Raw genomic sequence first — 24,961 nt, forward strand, 5'->3', positions numbered from 1 at the left:
AGCCTATACGATGCGTATATAAGGCTGTTCTAATATCATTTAATAGGTCTATATTCATAACCTATGACTCTATAATAAACAATATCGATTATTAAATCTGTATCCATGGCTATACTTTTGAAAGTAATTCCTAAAATTTCTATAAAACACATAGGGACATCTCAAGATGATGAAGGTTGTTTAGTTTTATAAAGCGACTGAGTGACTGAACATAAAAATAACAGATAGATAATAGAGTTTGTTCAATACAGCAACTACGTAACTAGACATAAAAATAACGGATAGATGATACATCCCCCTCAATGTGAGGAGATTAACCAACTATCCGTTATATATAAATCAGTTTTCTGTTTCTGTTTCTGTTTCTGTTTCTGCCTCTGTTTCTGTTTCTGTTTCTGCCAAGTATATCACTTAATCATGATGGGGTTTCAATGCTTTTTCGTAGTTTTCAGAAACTTTGTCCCAGTTAATAACTCGGAAGAATTCCTTAATATAGTCTGGGCGACGGTTTTGGTAGTGCAAGTAATATGCATGTTCCCAAACGTCTAAACAAAGAATTGCTTTTTTACCTTCTAATAGAGGATTATCTTGGTTCGCAGAGGATGTGACTTCAAGATTACCGTCTTGGTTTACTACAAGCCAAGCCCAACCAGAGCCAAAGCGTGTTGCTGCCGCAGCAGAGAAGCTTTCAACAAAAGCATCATAACCGCCAAGTTCAGCGTCGATAGCCTCTTTCAAAGGGCCTTGCAATTTGGAAGTATCTGGTTTTGTCATGATTTCCCAGAACATAGTGTGGTTCTTGTGACCGCCACCATTGTTGATAACCGCCTGACGGATGTCCTCTGGTACGTTAGCGATATCGCCGAGGATGCAATCTACACAACCATAAGCAAGATCAGGATATTTCGCGATAGCCGCGTTTAAATTATTAACATATGCTTGATGATGCTTGTCATGATGCAATTTCATTGTTTCTGCGTCGATAACAGGCTCAAGATAATCGTAAGCGTATGGTAATGGTGCGAGTTCGAAAGGTTTCATAATAGTCCTCCTTAAATTTAGGGCATGGAACGATGTGTATCAGTACGTATCGTTCTTGTGAAAGCGTTTCGATGCACCTGCATCGTTATTTATATTTTATTGATAGAAATTATCATTCTTTATTTATTGTACACTCTATATAGAAAATCGTCAATATAAAAGAACAACAGAAAAGGCCATAGGATTACCTATAGCCTTTAAATTCCTTAATCATTATACAATTTGAATGCATCCATACCAAATGTACATCCATACAAAATGTGCGTCCATACTAAATGCTCGTTATACACACTTGTCTTTCAAACTAATAGAGCTACAACAAGCTTGATCAGTCAATGATACACTGACACATTTTCATCGTTGTTAACGCCGCTTGATGAGATTCTTCTGTAACGCCTGCACAGCAGCTGGAATCTATGTAAACAGGAATTTCTGGTAAGCCGGCTTTCAATATAATCGCATTAGAAACAACGCAAATATCTGTACATAAGCCAACAAGTGTAATAGACTCAATTGGATTTACCGAGTTCATACCTTCTAAACGAGATAGTAGTTCAAAGGACCCAAAGTTAGGTTTGTCGATAAATGATACAGGACTCATAATAGGGCGACCTTCTGCGGCCTCGATCAAACCGTTCACAATATGCCAGCCCTCTGTGTTTTTCACACAGTGCGGCACCGGTAACATTTTCCCCTCTTGGCACTCAAGATAATCTATACCATGCGTGTCGCGAGTGAAAATAATGGGCCCATCAAAGCTTTCAATTTTCTTGCGCACATTATCTACAATCAACTGCGCTTGGGTTGAACCAAGGGCACCATCAACAAAATCATTTTGCATATCGATAACAACCAGAACCTTTTGCATAGTTCCTCCTGTATATAATCTACAAAGAATACATTAATTATGCACTACACTACTAGTTATACTCTTAATTCTAGATAACATCAATAGCCGTCATTTATTCTTTTCCCTCAGCCAACGCATGGCGCACTCGATCTGGTTCATTATGAGCTAGTTTGCCTGCTGCTGCGGCCGCCACGGCACCCACTAAATCATCGAGGAATGTATTACAGTGACCGTCCTCTTTACTATCTAGCTTCTTAATAATACCTGGCTTCACCTTATCTAAATAGCCATAGTTCGTAAAGCCAATGGAGCCGTACAGGTTAACAATGGAGAAGGCTAAAATTTCATCGATGCCATAGAGGCTTTCATCATTAGCCACAATGCGTTGTAACGGCTGAGACAGTTTATTCTGCTCCGTCAACTTGTCGAGCTCGATGCCCGTAATAATCGCATTGTGTACCTCTCGTTTTGAAAGCACCGACGCTACATGCTCACGGCATTCTTCTATACTCAGATTTGGAATATATGGTTTTTGCACATACAATACGAGCTCCGCAATATCCTCCAGCGTCACGCCACGTTCCGCCAACAGGTCGTACGTATATTTCTCTAAATCTTTTGTGGATTCCATAAGTGCTCCTTTATTTTTTCTTAGACTTATCACCAGATAGCATAACAATACTAACGGGAATCGTTACAACTAGTTCTTCATCAGTATCAACACTCTTTGTATTCCAAGCCGCCTCTTTTGCAGCCTCTTCAAAAATTGGATATGCTTCACGATCTAATTTCCAATTATTTGGCCCTGCTTCAACAGCCACAATATTCCCTTTATCGTCGGTTTTAATCTCCACTGGCACAATCAATGTGCCGTCTGCACTCGTTTTGAAAGCTTCACTAGGGATGATAACATTATAAGAGATTTGTTGCTGTAATTCATACATACGCTTATCTGTAGGCTTTAAATCAGCCGCTAAAGAGCTAACAGTTCCCATCGCAGACGCCAATAAGGCTATTAACACAACACGCTTTAACATAGTTTCCTCTCGCCTAAATACTCTTACACTAACGTAGTATACGTTGATTATACCACGAAAAAATCCCTACTGTTATTGACCAGTAGGGATTCCTTGGATTAGATTTTCTTAACCATTTCAGATTTCAATGCCATCGCACCAAAGCTATCGATTTTACAATCGATATCGTGTCCATCACTAGCATCACTAATGAGACGAATATTTTTTACGCGCGTACCTTGTTTCAAGATGCCCGCACCTTTTACTTTGAGGTCTTTTACTACAACAACTGTATCGCCATCAGCTAGTTCGTTGCCATTCGCATCGCGGATAATACCTGCTTCAGCTGCAGCTTGTGCGTCAGCCTCTGTCCATTCATGGCCACACATAGGGCACACAAAATTATGACCATCTTCGTATGTATACTCGTCGCCGCATTTAGGGCAGTTAGGTAAATTTGCCATTTAAATCTCCTTTTCTCACTACATAATGAAAGTATTATACCACACCTTAGAAACCAAGCTCTATATTGATATGATAACCATTAGATCCATATTGATAGAAGGACTATATAATATCTACAAAAAAACTAATCAATCTCATTTTTCTTTATCAAAGTTTCATACAACTCTAACTTATCTTCTAGATTATTCTTATAGCCTTCCAATCGTTTAATTTCGGCCTCAATAAATCGATAGTGTTCTTGCAACAGTGTCATTCTTTCACGGGCCGTATGAGATCCGGCATACCTTAAATCCGCATATCGCTTGATATTCGCAAGCGGCATTCCCATGTCTTTCAAGCGTTTAATAAACTGCACAAAACCCACATCTTCCGCATGGTAATTGCGAATGCCGTTCTGTCGCTCGATGTGAAGGAACCCTTGATCCTCATAATATCGCAATGTAGAAATAGACAGCCCTACCAATTTTGAAAATTCACCGATTTTCATGCTTTCACCACCTTGACCTCAAGTATACTCGAGCATATATCATACGTCTAGACGGAGGTAATAATTATGAAAGAAACACGTTTTAACATCGGTATGAACACATTGAAACAAATTGATGGCTGCACGGCGAGGAGGTGTATAACACAATTCAAAAGATTTCACCGGCCATAGCCGATTTATTGGTCGAGCTGTTCGGCGACATCTACACGCGCCCCAACCTGGATTTCAAGGAACGGGAACTGATTACGCTCGCATCCCTTTTAACGCTAGGCGGTTGCGAGGCACAGCTGAAAGTACACACCAATGCGGCACTCAACGTCGGTATCGCGCCCGAGCAAATCGTAGAGGTCTGTACGCACTGCATCCCCTATGCGGGATTTCCACGCGTACTGAATGCACTGTTTACAGTGAAAGCGGTCTTTGAAGAACGAAACATACTGTAATTAAGGAACGACAGCAATAAAAATCTATTAATAAATATTAGTCTATTTATAACTAACAAAGGGAGACTCTTGATGGAGTCTCCCTTTTATTCGCTACCCTCGTAGTGTTAATTCTTAAGAAATAATCAATTATTTGATTATATAATAAGATAAACCTAACGTTTGAAACTAAGTACTGCAATACTTAGACACGTTAGGTTTATCAAATCCAACATTCTTTGATGAGCCTAACGCCTAGAACACGTCAACTGGCTCTTTTGTACTTATAGTATAGTCTGAATTCTAGAGACTGTCAATTTACGATCCAAGTCGTTTACGCAAGATAGCATAAAGAATCATGCTAATAATAACGCTCATAACGGCTTAACCATTCCGATTATAATCGGGGCTCTTCATACGCCATTCTTCGTAATTGTCGAATAATTTTTCTTGAATCCAATTGGAAAAACTCATATATACTCTCCACTATATACTGCTACTTGTATGCAATACGTATCTTAATATATGACTTAATATGCATCTTAATATATGCTTTAATATGTGTCTCAATATATGCTTTAATATGTGTCTTAATATGTATCTTAATTATATCATTATTAAGAATAACTTATAATAAAAGCCCGGTACTTTCATATCAAAAAAGAACACCTATCATAAAAGTACTATACTCATATTTAATATTAGAAAGGGGCTGTCTCTTTTATCAGAATGCCATAATCCAATGGTAAAACTAGTTGGCGGGGCATGACTAGTTTGGTATAATTAGGTTCATTGGTATGGTTTTTCTTCATAATTTAATTATACCAATGAAAAGGGCCCTTCGGGGTCCTTTTTGCTTAGAAATACAAAAGCTCCGAGTTGATTTCTATAATCAACTCAGAGCTTTTAAATTTAAGGGGCTGTTTTGTTACAGCCCCGATTGTATTATTTAGATTCTAATTTAGCTGCCAATTCATTATATTTTTGGGCTAATTCATTATATTTTTCAGATAAGTCTTTCATATCTTTCTTAAGTTGTGTAGCCTCTTCAGTAGTTACCTCTTCAGAGCTTTTACCAAATTTGAAATTAGCACCTAAGCTGATTGTATTACGGCCGTTACCAACAGTAGTGGCAGCATTAAACATTGTGTTTTTATTAGGACGATAGAACGCGCCTAAGGCCGCGGCACTAGCATTTTTATAGTTACCAAAGCCAACTGAATAAGACCATTTGTCATGTTTATCGAAATCTAATGGATGCAAGCCAGCTAGTGCTGCAGAAGCTGCACCCACCTTAGCTACTTGAGAGTCAGTGTAGTTATTAGCTTGATTCAAAGTATCATGACCAACGTCAATAACTTTATTTTCTAAATCACCGATACGACCCTCATGATTTTCGATAGCTTTTTTATTATCGACAGTAAGCTGTTTAACTTCTTTCAATTGAGATACATTGATAGCATCAGTGTCTTCTGTACCAGCAGTAACACCATGAATTTGTTGACCACCAACATCTACTTTTGTTGTAGAGAACTCTAATTCACGATATGTTTTAGTATCATCGTCATCTTCATAACCGTTGACCATTAATCTACCATATGTTAAAAGGGCACCTCTATCTTTTTGTACAATATCCATACCATCAATATTAAATTTTGCTTGATAATCACCTTCTCTAACAAAGGTTAAATTAGAACCAGTTAAGGTTGTTAATTGGTCATAGCCGCCGGTCTTTTCTTTTAACCCATGTAATTGAATTACAGAGCCATCAATTTTGGTTTCGCCTCTTTTATCCAAAACTGATGTTGTAGGGGTATATACTATTGGGTTAAAGTGACTACTATTGGTAGAATCATCTTTAAATACAGCAGAGTTCATATTTGTTAAATTTTTATTAACATCAACTTTAAATTCTTTGCCGCCATTAATATTAACAGATTCAGACACTGTTGTGTTATCACCATCAACTACGGTAGGGAAGTTCAAAGAATTAATAACCGCATTTAATTGGGAACCATTAATAGCATCGGTAGAAGTTGCATCGATGCGACCAGCTGCTACGTTGGTAATAGTTCTTTCTTTACCAGTATCACCAACAGATACAGTACCCACTGGAGTATCGCCAGCAAAAGTATGTGTTTCGCCATTAATTGCAATAGAAGTTGTACCAACTACATCATTTGTTTTTGCATTGTTACCAAGAGCTACAGAATTATCAAGGGTAGCTGTTGCATTAGCCCCAACAGCAATAGATTGTTTTCCAGCAGATTCTGCTGCATAACCTACCGCAATAGAATGGTTTCCTGTTGCTTTAGAAATACCAACAGCTGTAGCGGAAATACCAGTCGCTTTAGCACCTACACCTACGGCAGTAGCATACACGCTTGTTGCGTTAGCTCCATTACCTAAAGCAGTGGATTGAGTGCCAGTCGCTTTAGCTAATACACCAACGGCTGTACCACCCCAAACAGATTCTGTATCAGTGCCTACTGCAAGGGATAGTTCAGAGTTACTAGTAGCATTTCTGCCAATCACAACTGTACCAGCCTTGGATGCATTTGCATTTTTACCAATTGCGATAGAGTCATAATTAGCTGCACTTGCATTAGAACCAATAGCCACAGTGTATTCACCAGTTGCATTAGCAGTATGACCAATAGCTACGGAGTCTTTTTTAGTTGCACTAGATAAGGTGCCAGCTGCAAAAGCTGAATCACCAGAAGCTGTATTTTGAACACCAACTGCTGTAGCTTGTGAATTTGAAGCCGTATTTTTATAACCAATAGCATTACTATAATCAGCACTAGTAGTATTGTTAGAACCTAATGCAGATGCGTTATGACCAGCTGCTTCATTTTCATATCCCAAAGCAGAACTTTGATTACCAGATGCAGTATTCATATAACCTACTGCGGTAGCATAGTCATTTTTTGCCTTTGCATTATAGCCAATCGCAGTTCCCATTGCGTTATTAGCCTTTGCATTATTACCAATAGCAACTGTATTTTGAGCAGTTGCTTCTGCTTTACGACCAATCGCATACGCATCATCGTATGTTGCTTTAGCACTGTCACCAAAAGCGATAGCATTATTACCTTGAACCTTTGCACCAGTACCGCCTACTAAAGCATTATTGCCTTTAATGGTATTATTCATGCCCAAAGCTACAGAGTTCTGTCCATCAATACTGTTGCGCGTACCAACTAATAAGGAATTAATCGCATTGTCATTATTAGTATGGCCAAAGCCGCCTACGACATTATTAGTACCACCAACAGTATTGCTAGTACCTACTACCAAGCTGTGAGTAGCAGAGGATTGATTATACCAGCCTGCTACGATACTACCAGGCCCAGATACAGTATTATTAATACCAGAAGTGATACTATTAGAAGCAGAAGATCGAATGGTATTCTTATCGCCACCTAGCAATATGTTTTCTACAGGAGATCCAACACCGTTCTCAATTTTATTATTCCCGCCATAAGCAATAGAATTCTGCATGCTTAGCGGTGCAGCAGTTGTAGCGCTAATATCTAAATTGGATGCTGCAAACCCTGTGGTGGTTACGCTCCCAATGATCATAGCTGTTAACAGTAATTCTTTTTTCATGTGTTTTACCCCTTTTAAGACAACACAAATAATACACTCAAAAAAAATTCAGAGTTATCTAATCTAACCTGAATCGTATTGTACCTCTCCATTCATGCTTCAACATGAATAAAATATGAATATTACCTTTATATTATAATTCGACCACTTACAAATTGCAAGAATTCCCTATTAAGTATTAGCGTCCTTTATAGACATACAAAACACTAAACATAATGCTAACAACCTGCTTTTTACAGGCATAATACCAATGTTTTTATAACCACAAAAAAGGCATAAGGCCCTCAAAAGCCTTATGCCTATTGCATTTATACTGGTGCGCCTAACCGGAATCGAACCAGTGACACGCAGTTTAGGAAACTGCTGCTCTATCCTACTGAGCTATAGACGCATGTATACTTTATTATATCGTTTTTAATAAAGTATACGCAAGACGTCTTTATGGCTTAGAGTTTCGTTATTAACCCGCGCAGTCATCATTATTTATTGACTCATTATGATAGTCATCCCCTACGAACTTATTGTTGTAGGTATTGGTTATTTACTTGTTTTTGTTCTTCTGGGCTTAGGTTTTGGTAGCCTTTAGCTAATACACTTACCCAGGATCCATAAGCAGGGTTTGGGAATACCACAAAGGTAGTACCAAAGTCTTCTTTATGAGCATCAATGATGCTATTTCTTTCAGCTAGTGTCTTGCCTTTTGTGCCGATTGGGAAATCACCAGCGTTATCGCCCATATATAGAACGACAGCATATTTTTTAGCAATCATATCAAATCGAGGTTGTTTATCAGAGTCTTTTTCGAACAGTAGTACATGGTCTTTATCAACGGATGGGAAGCCTAATTCTTTAAAGTTCTGTATCGTTACGTCAAGGTTTACTGGGGCGTAACGGTTTGATACGTAGAAAATTTCTACCCCTTGTTTATGTACTTCATTTAAGAACTCAACGGCACCTGGCATAGCACGAGATTCGCCTGTATGGACTGCTGCTCGCCACCAAGGAGCATCGAATCGACCATTGCCATTAGCGATGCTTTCACCCATCAGTTTTGTATTGTCTACTACTGTTTCATCTGCATCAAGAACGATAGCTAATGGCTTTCTCTGATGAGATGGATCTATAACCGCCATTTTAACAATATTCAGCGCCACATTATAGCCCTGATAGGCCAGTGCTCTGTACTCAGCAGAGGTTCGCATCCATAACAGCCCCATCGTCTCTGTGTCAGCTTGGTACTGCTGTTTTTCCTTAAGTGCTGTCTGCTCAGCCTGAGCCGGTTGCACCTGAGTTGTAACAGTAGTAGGAACTACGTTACTTACTTTTGCCGTCATCGGAGAATCCGCCTGTACTACAGGACCCACGCAAAGGCTACCACTAAGGCAGGCCACCGCTACATACCATGCCAAACTACTACGTTTCATAATTGCCTCCTAACCACATTTGCTCTCTGTAAAAATACAATACACAATGTAATTCTACATAGTTATACAAAAAACCTTTTTTAATTTGTATATTAGTAACACAACAAAAGGACCCTTGCCACACATCTTTGATACTTCTCAATCTAGATGTGATGAGCAAAGGCCCTTTAGAGAGGTTTAGTTATGTTAGTTTATAGGATATTTTACTTATTTTACATCGCTAAAGTCGATATTCATACCCAAAGCTTTAGCAAGGCCTTCTCCATAAGCTGGATCGCATTGGTAGCAATGTTTTGCATGGCGTTCTTTAATGAAATCAGGTACGCCATCCATAGCTGCTGCTGTGTTTTCGAACAGGATTTGTTGTTGTTCAGGGCTCATGAGGCGGAACAACTTACCTGGTTGTGTGTAGAAGTCAGAATCGTCTTCATAGAAGTCGTATTGGTATGCTGCACCAGATATGTCTAGGCCAGGATTTTTGAATTGAGGTTGTTCAGCCCATTCACCAAAGCTATTAGGTGCATAGCCAATAGTGGAGCCATGGTTACCATCTACACGGCCTTGGCCATCACGATGATAGCTGTTTACAGGGCATTTAGGGGCATTAACAGGAATTTGATGGTAGTTAGCACCTAGACGATAACGTTGTGCATCGGCATAGGAGAACAAACGACCTTGCAACATTCTGTCAGGAGAGAAAGATATGCCAGGAATGATTGTAGAAGGTGCGAATGCAGCTTGTTCTACATCTTGGAAGTAGTTTTCTGGATTGCGATTAAGCTCCATTACACCTACTTCAATCAATGGGAATTCATCGTGGTACCATACTTTTGTTAAGTCAAATGGATTGTATGGCATATTATTAGCTTGTTCTTCTGTCATCACTTGGATGCATAATTTCCATTTAGGGAAATCACCGCGTTCGATAGCATCAAAGAGATCACGTTGATGGCTTTCACGGTCATTAGCTACAAGCTCAGCAGCCTCAGCATTGGAGAGGTTTTCTATCGGTTGTTGGCAAACCCAGTGGAATTTAACCCATACGCGTTCATCGTTTTCGTTGATGAGACTGTATGTATGACTGCCGAAACCATGCATTGTGCGGTAGGATTTAGGAATACCACGGTCACTCATAACGATTGTTACTTGGTGAATCGCCTCTGGCAAGCTAGACCAGAAGTCCCAGTTTGCTGTCGCATCGCGAAGGTTTGTTTTCGGATTGCGTTTTACAGCGCGATTCAAATCAGGGAATTGCAATGGATCGCGGATAAAGAATACAGGTGTGTTATTACCTACGAGGTCCCAGTTACCTTCTTCTGTATAGAATTTTACAGCAAAACCACGAATATCGCGCTCTGCATCAGCCGCACCACGTTCGCCAGCAACTGTGGAGAAACGTACAAATAATGGTGTTTGCTTGCCTACTTCAGAGAAAATTTTTGCTTTCGTATATTTAGTAATATCATTCGTTACTGTGAAAGTACCAAACGCACCAGAGCCTTTAGCATGCATGCGGCGTTCAGGAATTACTTCACGGGCAAAATGGCCTAATTTCTCCATCAACCAAACATCTTGCATCAATACAGGACCGCGTTTGCCTGCTGTTTCAGAATTGCGATTATCCGGTACAGGAGCACCAAAGGCTGTTGTTAGTTTTTTTTCATCACTCATGTTATATACTCCTACTTAGAAAAATAAAATTAATAATGATTGCCTTTACATAATTCAATACTTCATCTTACCTTAATGAAAATAACGATTATTGGAAGATAATTATCAATAACTAATCATTATCCATTATATCTTATTTAGTATAACACACATTTATAACTTTAACAATCTTAAAACTAACTAAATATTGTATACACTGTATCATTTACACAGATCAAATGAGAAGGCAAACAAAAAAACACCTTCTCCCTACTATTTGTAGGTCACAAGGTGTTTTCATTCAATTTATGCTGGACGGCTCCAGTCGACTTGTACGTCGATAGCTTCCCACATGCGTGTTAAAGCTAATTTTAAGTTGTCCAAAGATTCTAATGGTTTTACATTTAATCGTTCATATGTATCAAGACCTGTAGCATGCTCGATGGCATGTTCCTCATTCAAGTAAGCCATAACCTTGTCAGCCCACTCTTGTTCAGGTAATTCTACGGACACTGTTCTTGTTTCTGTGTCATAGGACAAGAAACCGTTGCTGTTGATGCCATAATGGATGGCTACACGAAATAAACTCATATCTATACCTCTCTTGCGGTAATTTATTAACACTACACCCATATTGTAACATGAATAATTATATTAGCGAAAGTATTCAATATGAGTTCATCACAATTTTTTAGGTTCCTTCTTTCAGTAGTTTATGCGTCCTCATCGGGGGATTTATCATCTGCCGTATTAGACGGTGCATCTCCACTAGCATCGACTGCAGACTTGAGTTCTGATCGTTTTCGACGCCTTCCATTGTCTCCGTGAAAGCGTTGCCACAGCGCCCCACTCATAACAGCAGTCTCACCGAACTTAGACTCTAAGGAATCCAATACACCAGCTAGCTTATTTTCCGTTTCATTATGAGGAGATTCAAAAAGGCTATCCTGCATCGGTACCTCTTCGTCGAGGCCACTCACGGTAAGCCCTAAGAGTCGTATAGGCCCTGGGGGATCCATAAATGTAGTCACCTTAGAACTGCTATTGTTGAAACTGCTACTATTAAAACTACTATTGTTAAAACTACTATATTTAAAATTAGTAGACTTTACCCTTGTAGTTGCCCCTAGTGCTTCCACATCTTTCTTTGTACCTTTAGGCTGATTACTCGTCTTGTCCTGCATAAGCTTGTTCCATAAGAGCAATGCAGTTTCAAAGAACACATGCTCATGGTCTGATGGCGTATCTAACCGCTTTTGACGAGATATGGTGGTGAAATCATCATAGCGCACCTTGATGGATACAGTGTATCCTAAGAGATTGCGCTTTCGGAGCCGTTTAGACAGACGGTTCGCAAAGTATCTAAACTCTAGTTCAATGGCACTGCCATCTGTTAAATCTTCTTCGTAGGTTTCCTCCGCTCCGATAGATTGTATTTTGCGATCCGTTTCCACCGGTCTATCGTCAATGCCATTCGCCAGTTCCCATATACGGCGCGCCTGATTACCCACGAGTGGAATTAAACTGCTTTCATCAGGCAAGGCTTGAATATGACGTATCAAGTGAAAGCCCCCTGTTTTCAAGATTTTCTCCGTACGAGGCCCTACACCCCAAATGCGTTTAATCGGCAATGGAGCTAAGATTTCTTTTTCACGGCCATAAGGTATGACCACAAGGCCATCTGGCTTATCTAAATCGGACGCCAATTTGGCAAGGAATTTGTTCGGCGCTAAACCTGCAGAGATGATGAGTCCCGTTTCCTCAAATACACGGTCTTTAATAGCGTGGCCAAGGGCTTTAGGGCCACTGTACATGGTAGACATACCGCTCACCTCAAGGAATGCTTCATCGATAGATAAAGGCTCAATATAAGGAGTAAATTCCTTCATGATAGAAAAGATCTGATGGGATACCTCTTTATAACGGTCCATCCGCGGATACACATAGATACCATCTGGGCAGAGTTTCTTAGCCCTCGAGATAGGCATAGCGGAATGAACGCCAAATTTGCGCGCCTCATAGGAACAGGTAGCAACAACGCCACGCGAAGAAAGACCACCCACGATGACGGGGTGGCCTTTATATTCTGGATGATCCAGTTGTTCGATGGACGCGAAAAATGCATCCATATCAACATGCATAATCCATCGTCTCATTGTTACGCTTCTTTTTCGTGCTCAGAAATACGGCAGTATTTAATTTGCGCGCAAATACACTCATCCTTAGATTTATATAATTGAGGGATGATATCTAAAATATCGCCAAATGTAGCTTCATTAATGGAATAACGAGTCCATAAGCCATTACGTTGAGAGTTAACTACACCTGCATCAATTAAGATTTTCATATGGTAGCTCAACGTAGATTGGGACAAATTGAAGCTAGCTAAAATATCAGCTGCACATAATTCATTACAAGACAACATATCGATGATGCGTAATCTTGTTTCATCGCTTAATGCCTTGAAAATCGTAGCTAAACGTTCATAAGAAACTTCAACCATATCTTTAACTCCTCAAATCTGTATCAAAAAATGTCAATCTAATTCCTTGACTCTATTATATACTATTTCTTAATGTAAATCTATTTTTTTCTTTATATTTGTATCTTAATAATTTATTATGAATACAAAATTTATATAGATGAGTAATTTTTACCACATTATAAACTTATTTAAGCAAGTCACAGTTTGTATATTGTGAATATTTTAAATAAATTTTTATAACATAGATTTATTTGGTTATACATCAAATTGTATATATAAAGATTTTATGCAATATTTTTCTATAGAATTTTCGATATACACATTTTCGATAACCTTATAGCATACTTCGATATACCGCACCACATTAGCAACCGAAAGGATTAGATGTATTATACTTTTTTTGTAGCCTAAAGATTTTCATTACAAAAGGCTCCTCTTAGAGGAGCCTTATCTGTATAATTCTATAAATCGATTGCATAGCAGTACCATTTTAAAAATTATACTGCTATATCGACACTATCGAACGCAATCATTTGTATTATATCAAATTAGAATAACTTAGAATACGTTTACTAAGTCGATAGTTTGGCTACGGTTAGGGCCAACAGATACGATACCCAAAGGTACACCTGTTACTTCTGCAATGCGTTCTACATATTTGCGAGCATTTTCAGGAAGATCTTCGTATTTACGGATACCAGAGATATCAGTTTCCCAACCTGGCAATGTTTCGTATACTGCTTCGCATGCTTCAAGATCTTTCAAATTAGCTGGGAAGCCTTCTACGTCTTTGCCATTCAATTTATAACCTACGCAGATTTTCAATTCTTTGAAGGTATCAAGAATATCTAAACGTGTGATAGCGAGGTAATCCAAGCTGTTAAGACCTGCAGCGTATTTTACAACCATAAGGTCTAACCAACCGCAACGGCGAGGGCGACCAGTTACAGTACCGAACTCATGACCAAGTTTGCGAAGGTTATCCCCTGTTTCATCAAGAAGCTCTGTAGGGAATGGGCCTGCACCAACGCGTGTTGCATACGCTTTTACTACGCCGAAGATATTTTTCAAGTAGTTAGGCCCAATGCCAGCTCCTGTGGAAGCACCACCAGCAATTGGATGAGAGGAGGTTACGAATGGATATGTACCATGATCAAGGTCAAGCATAGTAGCTTGCGCACCTTCGAACAATACCTTCTTATCCTCTTGAACTGCTTTAAGAACAGCAATATTAGTATCTGTTACATATGGTTTCAATGCTTCAGCATATTTGATGTAATCCGCTAAGATTTCATCATAGTTAACAGGTTCAGCATCGTATACCTTAGTAAGCATTTTGTTTTTGAATTCTACATTGTATGCTAATTTTTGTTTGAATGTTTCCAAATCATATAAATCGCAGATACGGATGCCAATGCGATTAATTTTATCAGCATAGCAAGGACCGATACCATTTTTAGTTGTACCGATTTTAGCGTCCCCTTTGGATGCTTCTTCGGCCATATCAAGAGCGATATGATATGGCATAATAACATGCGCACGATCAGAAATGTGAAGGGTTTTTGCAGATTTACCTTGTTTTTCAAGGCCTTCAATTTCTTGCAACAATACTTTAGGGTCGATTACAACACCAGTACCAACGATATTTTGCTTGTTATCGTACAAGATACCACTTGGTAATAAGCGAAGGGCAAATGCTTTGTCATCTACTACAACAGTATGACCTGCGTTATTACCACCTTGACTGCGCACTACAACGTCTGCACGTTCTGCGATCCAGTCAACGATCTTACCTTTACCTTCGTCACCCCATTGAGTGCCGATAACCATACTTGTTGCCATATCTATATCCTCCATGTGAAAGTCTAAATAATTCACTAACATTATACAACAATGTTCGGACTCTGTGAAAGTATTTATACAAATTCAATCTTTAGTTTCTTTCCAAAAGCACGAGCTATTTTCTGCAATGTTTTCAAAGATGGATTTCCATTTCCATTTTCAATTTTACTAATATCGGATTGTGTAATACCGGTTAACTCAGATAATTGCATTTGAGTCATATGTGCTGCTAATCGCGCCTCAACAATATTCTGTATAATTTGATACTCATCATCTAACGCATCCCACTCTTTTTTAAACTTCGGATTCTTTAATTGTTTCTCTAAATATTGATCTAACGTTTCCATATTATGTATACCTCTCAATATAATCATTTTTATATTTAACAGTTAATATTAGAAGAAATCTTTACTTAATTATATGTTAAAACATATAATTAAGTAAAGATTTTGAGGTCTACAAAGTCAAAACCTTACTATAATAAATATAGATAACTGGTTGATTAAAGTAAACAAATAGGAGGTGACCAATGGTCACCTCCCATATATTGACATTTTATCTAATCAAAATATTCTATTTTGGTTCCTTAAGCCATAGGCTCATTAGGAGCCCCATAAGTCCTACAGGTATCAACGTCATCAAAGCGGTTTGTACGTCGTAAATATCTGCCAAGTGTCCGATATAAGGCGCTACAAGGCCGCCTAAGGTAATACCAAGTCCTAATGTTACACCGGATGCAAAGCCAGCGTTTTTAGCGAGGTATTTTTGACCTAATACGGTGATTGGTCCATATTGGGAAAACACGCCAAAGGCCATTGGTATCATAGCACCGAAAAAGCCCCATATATTTGGTACAAAGATAAAAACTAAAAGGGATGGCAAGAAGATAAGATTACCTAACCGCACCGTTTTAAGGAAGCCTAATTTATCAGACAAAGCCCCACCCATATAGGTTAGGACTGCGCCCATTGCAAAGTACATGGTTAGAGCCAAGCTAGAGGCGCTGGCTTCACCGTTAATAACGGTAATGTACAGGATAGGAATAAAGATCGATAACACGGAGAACAATATAGATCGTGAAGCGATGACAAAGAATAGCTTACCAAAGCTCGCCCAATCATTGGTCCCCGTATTAGTAGATGCAGCAGAGCTTTTACTTTCACCAGCATTAGCCGTATCAACCTCGCCCGTAAAGGCATAGAGATATAGCAATATACCGAGCAAAGCAATAGCGGTGAACACCCAAAGGAAATGAGCGCCAAAGACGTAGACACCACCTGCGATGAGAGGACCCAATGCAAAGCCCGCACTACCGCCCACGGCAAAGCGGCCCATGGCGTTGCCGATTTCATGAGATTGTGTACGATTCACAAGGAGCGCCGCCTCAGGATGGAATAGTGCTGCCCCTACGCCCGCCAAAAGAGACAAAGCTAGAATCGTTTCATAGCTCGTAGCTAGTGCCATAGCACTAATAGACACGAGAGTCACCGTAAAACCTACGGGAATGAACCAAGGTACACGCCACCGGTCGGCCACATAGCCCAACGCAGGCTGCGCAATAGAGGCAACAACGGTGTTACAGAATATAATGGTCGCCGATTGATAGTAATTAAGGCCAAAATTAGCAATGAAGAATGGAATCAATGCGGCCAACGAACCTTGACCGAAATCATTAATGCAATGAAAAATAGGCGGTCCGTACTTTCGTATCATACGTTTCATATAACCTCCTAATAAGATAACTAATTTTCCCTAAGATATAGAGATGCACCCTAGGAGACTAGCACCTGATAGTCTGTAAAACAATGTAAAGAACAAGTTACTTTCAAAATAAAAAGAGTAGGTCTAGCCAACACCTAATGCATATGCCATAGGCTTGTTGGTCTATACCTACCCTAGTCTTTCATATGTTATATGGGAAGCACCCTACAATTATAGGCCAAAGCGAGCCATGATTGTATCTACATGTTTTAATAATTTATGTGGATCGAAGCATGCATCGATTTCTTCAGCAGTCATGTATTTCTTGATATTTTCATCAGATTTAAGACCTGTAGCGAAATCTTTGCCTTCAAGCCAGCGTTCCATAGCATATTTTTGAACCCAACGGTATGCTTCGTCACGCACTGCACCTTTGTCTACAAGGTGAGTCAAAATTGTTTGGCTAAATACAAGGCCCCCTGTTAGGTTAAGGTTTTTAAGCATTGTTTCAGGATATACTAACAATTTATCAATAGTACGGATTGTTAAATGAAGCATATAGTTCAACGCGATTGTTGCATCTGGCAAGATGACGCGTTCCACAGAGCTGTGGGAAATATCGCGTTCATGCCACAAAGCTTGGTCTTCGTAAGCAGATTGAGCATAGCCACGAAGCAAGCGTGCCATACCACAGATTCTTTCACATGTAATAGGATTGCGTTTATGTGGCATTGCAGAGGACCCCTTTTGTTTAGGACTGAAATATTCTTCTGCTTCGCGCACTTCAGTACGTTGTAAATGACGGATTTCCAACGCAATTTTATCCAATGTACCGCCTACAACAGCGATAGTGGACAACAATTCAGCGTGACGGTCACGTTGTACGACTTGTGTCGCGATTTTTACAGGTTCAAGATCTAATTTTTCACATACATATTGTTCTACAAATGGATCGATGTTTGAGTATGTACCAACTGCGCCAGATAATTTACCAACAGCTACGCTTTTACGAGCATGCTCCATGCGTTCGATATCGCGTTCTACTTCAGCCATCCATAAAGCCAATTTCAAGCCAAATGTAGTTGGTTCGCCGTGGATGCCGTGGGTACGACCAATCATAGGTGTGTACTTGAATTCAGCTGCGCGGCGACGCAATACTTCGTGCAAGCGTTTCAAGTCTTCAATCAAGATGTCACACGCTTGTTTCATCATGTAACCAAGTGCTGTATCTTTAACGTCTGTAGATGTAAGGCCAAGATGGATATATTTAGCCGCTTCAGGACCTACGTATTCGCCTACGGCTGTAACGAAGGAAATGATATCGTGATTTGTTTCTTTTTCGATTTCATGAATGCGCTCAACGTCGAAATCGGCTTTTTCGCGAATTGTTTTTGCCGCTTCTTTAGGGATAACACCTAACTCAGCTTGCGCCTCAGATGCGAGGATCTCCACCAATAACATTGTGTCGAACTCGTTGCGCTCACTCCAAATATGGCCCATTTCTTCTCGTGTATAACGTGGTATCATGATGTCTCCTTTGCATGATAAAAGCTAGATTTTTGATATAATAATTGTACCATATGTGAAAGCTCCATTCAACGAAAGACCGATAAATTTCCGAATGATAATTATATTAAATTTACTAATCGTTCGTGTTTATCGGTGATTTCCTATTTATTGGTAATTTCGTATTTGTTGGTGATTTCCTATTTATTGGTAATCAATTATTTATAACAGATACAGTAACTATCAGAATTTACTTATATTAATGCTGTCTCTATGTATTTACCCGCATAAAATGATATACTAGAACTATCTGAAATATACATGGTCTTGTATATCATTACTGGGAGGCTTTCATGGCAAATTTAAATAGAAAAGAGCGCCGCGCACAGCGCAACGAATCTAATACAGCAGGTACTATATTACGCTTATTCTTTGGACTTAGCTTTATTGGCTTGGCCGTAGTACTCTTTGGGGAGCTTGATTATAACTTTATCTTCTCCATATTTGCGGCAAATATCCTAGTATCTTTGATTTATGTCATGATGAACCGGGCCCGCATCACCACATCATTGGCAGTCCACACGAACGTACGCGTCATTATTGCGTACCTCATCATGCTCATCACCATGTTCTTCTACGCCTTTGCTTTGTGGCGCGCCGGTCAATTCAGTACACCTATGCAGGTTACCTTATTCATTGGCGGAGCTATCGTATACTTAGCAGTCTTTAACTCTACAAAAGGAATGCTCACAAATCAAGACTAATACTATACAACTAATAAGCTAGAAGCAATATATAACACGCTACAAATAACTAATAATACAACATTAAAAGAGGCATATCTTACATACATTTGTATGAGATATGCCTCTTTATTGTCCTAGAATAACGGGAACCGCTAAGTACACAGGTTCACCTCGTCGGTTAACGATGGAGCCACTGCTTTTAATAATGCGCAGTGCTTCGTTTCGTACAGCGTCTGGTACATCGTCCACAATCAGTGGTGTATGTTCGCCAACGATAACATTACCGTTAACATCAAAGTTAACTCGTACTACCACCTTGCCTGTTACGACAGATGCTCTCCCCTGTTCTTGTACGGTTCGCAAATACTCATGAGGATTAATATCTGGTTTTTGTAAAAGCGCTTGTTGCCCTGGGGTCAATAGACTCAATGCTAAATCAGACAAGAAGGATAAGTCACTAGATTCAGGCAATCCATTTCCAGTTGCATTCGGATCCGATGTTACCTCTTTACCGATAGGCGCTTTACTATTCTTAGAGGATTTTTCATCCTTAGAATCTGCACCGTGCGTAACTACCGCTTGTTCACTGCTATTTGTTTCCGATTCAATGGCCTTTGGAACGACCCATTCTCGGCGCACATTAGATGCTGTTGTACTTTCACTTAACTCTTTAGTGCGTTCATTCTCTTGCTTGCGCTCATCCACCGAGGGATTCACCTTAGGCGCTGCCCCTTGTGGAGTTACATCTTGAGGTGTTTCCATAGGCTGTTCCACTGGTTTCGGTTCAGTTTCAACAGTTTCAATCCCTGTATCGCTTTCACCATCGTCAGGCAAATTAAAGCTAATTTCAGCCGGGTCATGAGCAGCTCCAGTTCCGGCCATGCCTCGCAAGGAAAGCCCCATCCCAGAGATGAGGACAATTGTGATTCCCAAGGACACAATAAAGGGTTTCAAATAATGCGATTCAAACATAGAATCACTTCCGTTCCGTTGCGACACTAATATATTTAGCGCCGTTCACCTTGAGCATGTCCAATAGGGCGATTACCTCGCTGTAATACACGTCTTTAGAGGCGCGGATTACAAAAGCTTGTCGAGGTGCTTGTTTCACGATGGATTGTACCTCTTCGGCCAAGCGGTCGGAAGAAATTTCCTGATTGTCAATATATAGCGTATGCGTTGTGGTGAGCGTAATCGTAATAGGCTCAATAGATTTTGCTGTAGATGTCGATGCAGATGGCAAATTTAGTGGTATTTGTTGCTCTGTATTCATGTACAACGTGCCAACCATGAAAAATACCAATAAGAAGAATACGATATCGATCATGGGGATAATCATAATAGTCGGTTCTTTTTTAACCCCTAATGTGCGCCGTCTCATATATCATGTTCCTCGTTGTACGCATCGAGGATATTGCCGCACGCATACTCTAATGTAGTAATAGAATCGTTTACCTTTGCCGCACAGTAACTGTGAAAGCCAAGAGCAATAATGGCTACCGTCAAGCCTGTAGCCGTTGCCACTAAGGCTTCAGATACACCGCCTGTAATGATTGTAGGTGCCCCAATATCGCCGCCTACTACAGCGAAAGCGCGAATCATACCGAGCACTGTACCCAATAGCCCTAATAGGGGCGCCATCGTTACAATCATGCTGAGCCAACTAAGACCGCGTTTTAAACGCTCATCCGCGTAAGATACTACGTCTTGCAATCGATTTTCTAGACCATTATAGTTCTTTGCACTGCGCATAGCGCGAGCAAATAAAGAACCAAGTTCCTCTGTGTCGCGTTCCAGAACACTTGGTAACATAACCCAAGATTGATTCTTCTCTAACACCTTATTAAAACGACGCAAATCCTTAGTAAACTTGCGATATAACACGATACGCTCAATACCAATCATCAAAGCGAAAAGCAAAAAAATCACTAGTGGATACATAACAAACCCACCAGCTACAAATAAATGCGCTATACTACTCATACTAACCTCCAAAAGCCTTCTACCCTTTAGGCTCCATTAGGGTTAATTATACCACGTTTTACCGTATCAAAAAACAAGATATGCGGCGTAAAATCCACATAAACTAAGGATTAAAATTATATAAAAAAGCATAGTATCCATGTACTACGGCACTTGGCCAATAGCACATTTGATACTATGCCTTTTATAGATATAACGTATATATCTAAATCAGTATGATAGCTAATCGGAGTGTCTTAATAGATACGTTATGCCCGCTTATCAAATAGGTATGTAGCTATCTACTTATTTAATGGACTTGTCGAAAACGCCAATTAATTCTTCTACGGCTTGCGATTCACTCATTTCACCGTCTAAGACTGCAGCCTCGACCTCGCCCATGCGACCTTGAATGACTACATTATTAAAGAATAGGTTGTGCAAGTGTTCGTCAATCATATCGCGCACCCAACGGAGGGATTGTTCTTGACGGCGTTTTAAGAATACGCCATTTTCTTTGCCTTGTTCACCGAATTCTTGGATAACATCCCACAATTCGTCGAGACCATCCTTCGTAACGGCTGAACATGTGTAAGCTTGGGTCTTCCATTTTTCCGTAGCGGGACGAATGTAATGTAGCATTCGATCATAGTCGCTACGAGCAATGAGGGCACGTTTGAGATTGTCCCCATCAGCCTTATTGACCACAATAGCATCAGCAAGTTCCATAACCCCTTTTTTGATGCCTTGCAATTCATCGCCTGCACCAGTTAAGACGATGAGCATAAAGAAGTCTACCATGGAGCGCACAGTAACTTCACTTTGCCCTACACCAACGGTTTCGACGAGGATAATATCATACCCAGCAGCCTCACAAAGTAGCATCGTTTCTCTACTTTTACGAGCCACACCGCCTAGTGTACCACCAGCCGGCGATGGACGGATATAGGCTTCAGGATGTTTCGTCAACGTTTCCATCCGCGTTTTATCGCCCAAAATACTGCCTTTTGTGACTTGGCTTGTAGGGTCTACAGCGAGTACGGCCACCTTGTAACCAGCTTCAATGAGCATGTTACCAAAGGCTTCAATAAATGTACTTTTACCGGCCCCAGGCACACCAGTAATACCGATGCGCAAAGCCTTGCCCGTACGAGGCAATATAGCTTGTAATACTTGTTGAGCTAATTTAAAGTGTTCCTTATTATTACTTTCTACTAATGTGATAGCCCGTGAAAGTATAACGCGGTCTCCCTGCTCGATACCGCGTACATAATCAGCGACAGTTAACTTCTTGCGCCGCTGTACGGGACGTACCGCCGGAGCCAAATGAGCGGAACTAGACAAGAGGCCATCGTGCATTTCCTTGACGCCTTTCATCACGTGACACGCAAAGGTATCATCTTTCTTAGCATCTTCTGGCACCCAGTCCGGACGATACGTACTACCCTCGGCGTTTGCGTTTTTTACACCTAATTCTGGCGCCTTACCTTCACCAGTGGTAAAAGTAGCATCCTGTGTATTGCGCAATTCATTCGGAGTAGCCCGTTTATTATCAGTCATTGTCTTCGTCTTGAACGTGGCTAGTCAAGGTTTCTAGTAATTTTTTCGCCGCTACTGGCAAAACTGTACCAGGCCCAAAGATAGCCACTGCACCATGTTCGCGTAGGAACTCATAGTCCTGAGCAGGGATTACGCCGCCGATGGCAACTAAAATATCTCCACGACCTCGCTTGTTGAGTTCTTCTACAAGTTGAGGTAACAATGTTTTGTGACCTGCCGCAAGAGAACTGAAGCCGACGATGTGAACATCATTATCCACCGCATCTTGTGCTGTTTCTTCTGGAGTTTGGAACAATGGTCCGATATCTACGTCAAAGCCCATATCCGCGAAGGATGTAGCGATAACTTTGGCACCGCGGTCATGACCGTCTTGACCCATCTTCGCAATCATGATACGAGGGCGACGACCTTCAAGTTCTTCGAAATCATCCGCCATTTGGCGAACTTCCTTGATTACATCGTCATCTTCATATTCGCTAGAGTATACACCAGAAATAGAGCGGATAACCGCTTTATGACGGCCACAAACTTTTTCAACGGCAAAGGAAATTTCACCTAAAGATGCACGAGCACGAGCGGCTTCAAGAGCAAGGGCAAGCAAGTTGCCTTCCCCAGACTCTGTAGCATTTGTAATCGCTTCGAGACAGGATTGAACCTTATCTTCGTCACGGTTAGCACGCAATTGTTCGAGACGACGAATTTGCGCTTCCCGTACAGCCGTATTATCTACGTCGAGGATATCCAATGGATCCTCTTTATCTAGACGGTATTTGTTGATACCGATGATTGCTTCACGACCAGAGTCGATACGAGCTTGGCGACGAGCCGCAGCTTCTTCGATACGCATCTTAGGAAGACCTGTGTCAATCGCTTTCGCCATACCACCAAGGGATTCGATTTCTTGAATATGGCCCCAAGCGCGGCGAATCAATTCATCAGTCAATGCTTCTACATAGTAGGAACCGCCCCATGGGTCGATAACCTTACATACTTTAGTTTCATCTTGAATGTAAAGTTGAGTATTACGAGCAATACGAGCAGAGAAGTCCGTAGGCAATGCAATGGCTTCATCGAGCGCATTTGTATGTAGAGATTGAGTATGACCTAACGCAGCGCCCATCGCTTCCATACATGTACGAGCCACGTTATTAAATGGATCTTGTTCAGTCAAAGACCAACCAGATGTTTGGCTATGTGTACGAAGTGCCATAGATTTAGGATTTTCAGAGCCGAAGCTCTTAATAATCTTAGCCCACAACATACGAGCTGCACGCATTTTTGCCACTTCCATAAAGTAGTTTTTACCGATAGCCCAGAAGAAAGATAAGCGTGGTGCGAATTGGTCAACGTGAAGACCTGCATTTACACCGGTACGGATGTATTCGAGACCGTCAGCCAATGTGTAACCTAATTCGATGTCCGCAGTAGCGCCCGCTTCTTGCATATGGTAGCCAGAAATGGAGATACTGTTGAACTTAGGCATGTACTGGGATGTATAGGCAAAGATATCCCCGATGATACGCATGGACGTAGCTGGAGGGTAAATATAGGTATTACGTACCATGAATTCTTTCAAGATATCATTTTGGATTGTACCAGCCATAACCTTTTTATCAACGCCTTGTTCTTCACCTGCTAGGATGTAGAACGCCATAACAGGCAATACGGCGCCGTTCATTGTCATAGATACGGACATTTGGTCAAGAGGAATACCAGAGAATAGAATTTCCATGTCCAGGATGGAGTCTACCGCAACGCCTGCTTTACCAACGTCGCCCACTACGCGAGCATGGTCAGAGTCATAACCACGGTGAGTAGCAAGGTCAAAGGCGATAGACAAACCTTTTTGGCCCGCTGCCAAGTTACGACGATAGAACGCATTGGATTCTTCTGCAGTGGAGAAACCAGCGTACTGACGTACTGTCCAAGGACGAGTAACGTACATTGTGGAATAAGGTCCACGCAAGAATGGAGGTACACCAGCCATATAGTCAAGGTGTGTCATCCCTTCATAATCCATCTCTGTATAGAGAGGTTTTACTTGGATTTGCTCCATTGTTGTATTATACAAATCTTCAAAGCTTTTTCCTGTTTCTTTTTGAAGTTCCGCAAGCCATGCATCGCGAGATGTCGGTGACTGAGATCCCAAGCCAAGAGAGGAGAAGTCTGGATTTTTAAACATGAGCTCACAT

General features: G+C 40.6%; 23 protein-coding genes and 1 tRNA gene. 2 read left to right on the forward strand and 22 right to left on the reverse strand.

What is annotated here, in order from left to right:
• Positions 1-411 precede the first annotated feature (411 nt).
• The 6 genes from RWZ05_RS07400 to RWZ05_RS07425 all read right to left on the reverse strand — a co-directional run bounded on the left by RWZ05_RS07400 (position 412) and on the right by RWZ05_RS07425 (position 3,859).
• Complete coding sequence (locus RWZ05_RS07400) at positions 412-1,041, reverse strand: superoxide dismutase (RefSeq protein WP_314643318.1); 630 nt, start codon at positions 1,039-1,041, stop codon at positions 412-414.
• Positions 1,042-1,369: 328 nt separating this feature from the next.
• Positions 1,370-1,909 carry an isochorismatase family cysteine hydrolase gene (locus RWZ05_RS07405; RefSeq protein WP_314643320.1) on the reverse strand — a complete coding sequence of 180 codons (540 nt, stop codon included), beginning with the start codon at positions 1,907-1,909 and terminating at the stop codon, positions 1,370-1,372.
• A 94-nt stretch (positions 1,910-2,003) separates the two neighbouring features.
• Positions 2,004-2,522 carry a phosphatidylglycerophosphatase A gene (locus RWZ05_RS07410; RefSeq protein ID WP_314643321.1) on the reverse strand — a complete coding sequence of 173 codons (519 nt, stop codon included), beginning with the start codon at positions 2,520-2,522 and terminating at the stop codon, positions 2,004-2,006.
• 10 nt (positions 2,523-2,532) lie between these two features.
• On the reverse strand, positions 2,533-2,928 hold the full coding sequence (locus tag RWZ05_RS07415; protein WP_314643322.1) for a hypothetical protein: 396 nt from the start codon (positions 2,926-2,928) through the stop codon (positions 2,533-2,535).
• Between the two features lie 98 nt (positions 2,929-3,026).
• Positions 3,027-3,371, reverse strand: coding sequence for a zinc ribbon domain-containing protein YjdM (locus tag RWZ05_RS07420; RefSeq protein WP_314643324.1), 345 nt, complete (start codon positions 3,369-3,371; stop codon positions 3,027-3,029).
• A gap of 125 nt (positions 3,372-3,496) precedes the next feature.
• Positions 3,497-3,859, reverse strand: a complete 363-nt coding sequence (locus tag RWZ05_RS07425) for a MerR family transcriptional regulator (protein WP_314643326.1) — start codon at positions 3,857-3,859, stop codon at positions 3,497-3,499.
• Between the two features lie 134 nt (positions 3,860-3,993).
• Between RWZ05_RS07425 and RWZ05_RS07430 the strand changes: the two genes are divergently transcribed.
• Complete coding sequence (locus RWZ05_RS07430) at positions 3,994-4,302, forward strand: carboxymuconolactone decarboxylase family protein (protein WP_314643328.1); 309 nt, start codon at positions 3,994-3,996, stop codon at positions 4,300-4,302.
• A gap of 924 nt (positions 4,303-5,226) precedes the next feature.
• Here RWZ05_RS07430 and RWZ05_RS07435 read toward each other — a convergent pair.
• From RWZ05_RS07435 to purB, 11 genes are all read right to left on the reverse strand, one after another.
• Entirely contained in the window at positions 5,227-7,893 is a 2,667-nt protein-coding gene (locus RWZ05_RS07435) for a YadA-like family protein (protein WP_314643330.1), read from the reverse strand.
• Between the two features lie 314 nt (positions 7,894-8,207).
• Positions 8,208-8,284 (reverse strand) — tRNA-Arg (locus tag RWZ05_RS07440).
• Positions 8,285-8,411: 127 nt separating this feature from the next.
• Positions 8,412-9,317, reverse strand: coding sequence for a 5'-nucleotidase, lipoprotein e(P4) family (locus RWZ05_RS07445; RefSeq protein ID WP_314643331.1), 906 nt, complete (start codon positions 9,315-9,317; stop codon positions 8,412-8,414).
• A 207-nt stretch (positions 9,318-9,524) separates the two neighbouring features.
• Positions 9,525-10,988 (reverse strand): catalase, encoded by a 1,464-nt coding sequence (locus RWZ05_RS07450; RefSeq protein ID WP_314643334.1) that lies wholly within the window; start codon positions 10,986-10,988, stop codon positions 9,525-9,527.
• Between the two features lie 285 nt (positions 10,989-11,273).
• Positions 11,274-11,558 carry a hypothetical protein gene (locus tag RWZ05_RS07455; protein WP_314643337.1) on the reverse strand — a complete coding sequence of 95 codons (285 nt, stop codon included), beginning with the start codon at positions 11,556-11,558 and terminating at the stop codon, positions 11,274-11,276.
• A gap of 122 nt (positions 11,559-11,680) precedes the next feature.
• On the reverse strand, positions 11,681-13,123 hold the full coding sequence (dinB, locus tag RWZ05_RS07460) for a DNA polymerase IV (protein ID WP_314643339.1): 1,443 nt from the start codon (positions 13,121-13,123) through the stop codon (positions 11,681-11,683).
• Positions 13,124-13,125: 2 nt separating this feature from the next.
• Complete coding sequence (locus RWZ05_RS07465; protein WP_314643342.1) at positions 13,126-13,470, reverse strand: metalloregulator ArsR/SmtB family transcription factor; 345 nt, start codon at positions 13,468-13,470, stop codon at positions 13,126-13,128.
• 540 nt (positions 13,471-14,010) lie between these two features.
• Positions 14,011-15,294, reverse strand: a complete 1,284-nt coding sequence (locus tag RWZ05_RS07470) for an adenylosuccinate synthase (RefSeq protein WP_314643345.1) — start codon at positions 15,292-15,294, stop codon at positions 14,011-14,013.
• A 74-nt stretch (positions 15,295-15,368) separates the two neighbouring features.
• The gene (locus RWZ05_RS07475; protein WP_004698285.1) at positions 15,369-15,641 is read right to left on the reverse strand and encodes a helix-turn-helix domain-containing protein; all 273 of its coding nucleotides are present in this window, start codon (positions 15,639-15,641) and stop codon (positions 15,369-15,371) included.
• Between the two features lie 226 nt (positions 15,642-15,867).
• Positions 15,868-17,016, reverse strand: a complete 1,149-nt coding sequence (locus RWZ05_RS07480) for an MFS transporter (protein WP_314643346.1) — start codon at positions 17,014-17,016, stop codon at positions 15,868-15,870.
• A gap of 210 nt (positions 17,017-17,226) precedes the next feature.
• The gene (purB, locus tag RWZ05_RS07485; protein WP_314643348.1) at positions 17,227-18,522 is read right to left on the reverse strand and encodes an adenylosuccinate lyase; all 1,296 of its coding nucleotides are present in this window, start codon (positions 18,520-18,522) and stop codon (positions 17,227-17,229) included.
• A 332-nt stretch (positions 18,523-18,854) separates the two neighbouring features.
• On the opposite strand from purB, the gene RWZ05_RS07490 reads away from it, so the two are divergent.
• Entirely contained in the window at positions 18,855-19,265 is a 411-nt protein-coding gene (locus RWZ05_RS07490) for a CAAX protease (RefSeq protein WP_314643350.1), read from the forward strand.
• Between the two features lie 108 nt (positions 19,266-19,373).
• Here RWZ05_RS07490 and RWZ05_RS07495 read toward each other — a convergent pair whose 3' ends face one another.
• The 5 genes from RWZ05_RS07495 to scpA all read right to left on the reverse strand — a co-directional run bounded on the left by RWZ05_RS07495 (position 19,374) and on the right by scpA (position 24,951).
• Positions 19,374-20,219, reverse strand: coding sequence for a hypothetical protein (locus tag RWZ05_RS07495; protein ID WP_314643353.1), 846 nt, complete (start codon positions 20,217-20,219; stop codon positions 19,374-19,376).
• Between the two features lie 4 nt (positions 20,220-20,223).
• On the reverse strand, positions 20,224-20,628 hold the full coding sequence (locus RWZ05_RS07500) for a biopolymer transporter ExbD (protein ID WP_009352440.1): 405 nt from the start codon (positions 20,626-20,628) through the stop codon (positions 20,224-20,226).
• Complete coding sequence (locus RWZ05_RS07505) at positions 20,625-21,230, reverse strand: MotA/TolQ/ExbB proton channel family protein (RefSeq protein ID WP_314643355.1); 606 nt, start codon at positions 21,228-21,230, stop codon at positions 20,625-20,627. The genes RWZ05_RS07500 and RWZ05_RS07505 overlap by 4 nt, the downstream gene beginning before the upstream one ends.
• Before the next feature lie 285 nt (positions 21,231-21,515).
• Complete coding sequence (gene meaB / locus RWZ05_RS07510) at positions 21,516-22,769, reverse strand: methylmalonyl Co-A mutase-associated GTPase MeaB (protein WP_314643357.1); 1,254 nt, start codon at positions 22,767-22,769, stop codon at positions 21,516-21,518.
• Positions 22,762-24,951: a methylmalonyl-CoA mutase gene (scpA, locus tag RWZ05_RS07515; RefSeq protein ID WP_314643359.1), complete on the reverse strand. Its 2,190-nt coding sequence runs from the start codon at positions 24,949-24,951 to the stop codon at positions 22,762-22,764. The genes meaB and scpA overlap by 8 nt, the downstream gene beginning before the upstream one ends.
• Between the last annotated feature and the right edge of the window lie 10 nt (positions 24,952-24,961).

This window comes from uncultured Veillonella sp., assembly GCF_963543145.1.
Taxonomy (GTDB): domain Bacteria; phylum Bacillota; class Negativicutes; order Veillonellales; family Veillonellaceae; genus Veillonella.

Coding starts and splice junctions, on each gene's coding strand:
- RWZ05_RS07400 (WP_314643318.1), bottom strand. CDS start 1,041: ATGAAACCTTTCGAACTCGCACCATTACCATACGCTTACGATTATCTT.
- RWZ05_RS07405 (WP_314643320.1), bottom strand. CDS start 1,909: ATGCAAAAGGTTCTGGTTGTTATCGATATGCAAAATGATTTTGTTGAT.
- RWZ05_RS07410 (WP_314643321.1), bottom strand. CDS start 2,522: ATGGAATCCACAAAAGATTTAGAGAAATATACGTACGACCTGTTGGCG.
- RWZ05_RS07415 (WP_314643322.1), bottom strand. CDS start 2,928: ATGTTAAAGCGTGTTGTGTTAATAGCCTTATTGGCGTCTGCGATGGGA.
- RWZ05_RS07420 (WP_314643324.1), bottom strand. CDS start 3,371: ATGGCAAATTTACCTAACTGCCCTAAATGCGGCGACGAGTATACATAC.
- RWZ05_RS07425 (WP_314643326.1), bottom strand. CDS start 3,859: ATGAAAATCGGTGAATTTTCAAAATTGGTAGGGCTGTCTATTTCTACA.
- RWZ05_RS07435 (WP_314643330.1), bottom strand. CDS start 7,893: ATGAAAAAAGAATTACTGTTAACAGCTATGATCATTGGGAGCGTAACC.
- RWZ05_RS07445 (WP_314643331.1), bottom strand. CDS start 9,317: ATGAAACGTAGTAGTTTGGCATGGTATGTAGCGGTGGCCTGCCTTAGT.
- RWZ05_RS07450 (WP_314643334.1), bottom strand. CDS start 10,988: ATGAGTGATGAAAAAAAACTAACAACAGCCTTTGGTGCTCCTGTACCG.
- RWZ05_RS07455 (WP_314643337.1), bottom strand. CDS start 11,558: ATGAGTTTATTTCGTGTAGCCATCCATTATGGCATCAACAGCAACGGT.
- dinB (WP_314643339.1), bottom strand. CDS start 13,123: ATGAGACGATGGATTATGCATGTTGATATGGATGCATTTTTCGCGTCC.
- RWZ05_RS07465 (WP_314643342.1), bottom strand. CDS start 13,470: ATGGTTGAAGTTTCTTATGAACGTTTAGCTACGATTTTCAAGGCATTA.
- RWZ05_RS07470 (WP_314643345.1), bottom strand. CDS start 15,294: ATGGCAACAAGTATGGTTATCGGCACTCAATGGGGTGACGAAGGTAAA.
- RWZ05_RS07475 (WP_004698285.1), bottom strand. CDS start 15,641: ATGGAAACGTTAGATCAATATTTAGAGAAACAATTAAAGAATCCGAAG.
- RWZ05_RS07480 (WP_314643346.1), bottom strand. CDS start 17,016: ATGAAACGTATGATACGAAAGTACGGACCGCCTATTTTTCATTGCATT.
- purB (WP_314643348.1), bottom strand. CDS start 18,522: ATGATACCACGTTATACACGAGAAGAAATGGGCCATATTTGGAGTGAG.
- RWZ05_RS07490 (WP_314643350.1), top strand. CDS start 18,855: ATGGCAAATTTAAATAGAAAAGAGCGCCGCGCACAGCGCAACGAATCT.
- RWZ05_RS07495 (WP_314643353.1), bottom strand. CDS start 20,219: ATGTTTGAATCGCATTATTTGAAACCCTTTATTGTGTCCTTGGGAATC.
- RWZ05_RS07500 (WP_009352440.1), bottom strand. CDS start 20,628: ATGAGACGGCGCACATTAGGGGTTAAAAAAGAACCGACTATTATGATT.
- RWZ05_RS07505 (WP_314643355.1), bottom strand. CDS start 21,230: ATGAGTAGTATAGCGCATTTATTTGTAGCTGGTGGGTTTGTTATGTAT.
- meaB (WP_314643357.1), bottom strand. CDS start 22,769: ATGACTGATAATAAACGGGCTACTCCGAATGAATTGCGCAATACACAG.
- scpA (WP_314643359.1), bottom strand. CDS start 24,951: ATGTTTAAAAATCCAGACTTCTCCTCTCTTGGCTTGGGATCTCAGTCA.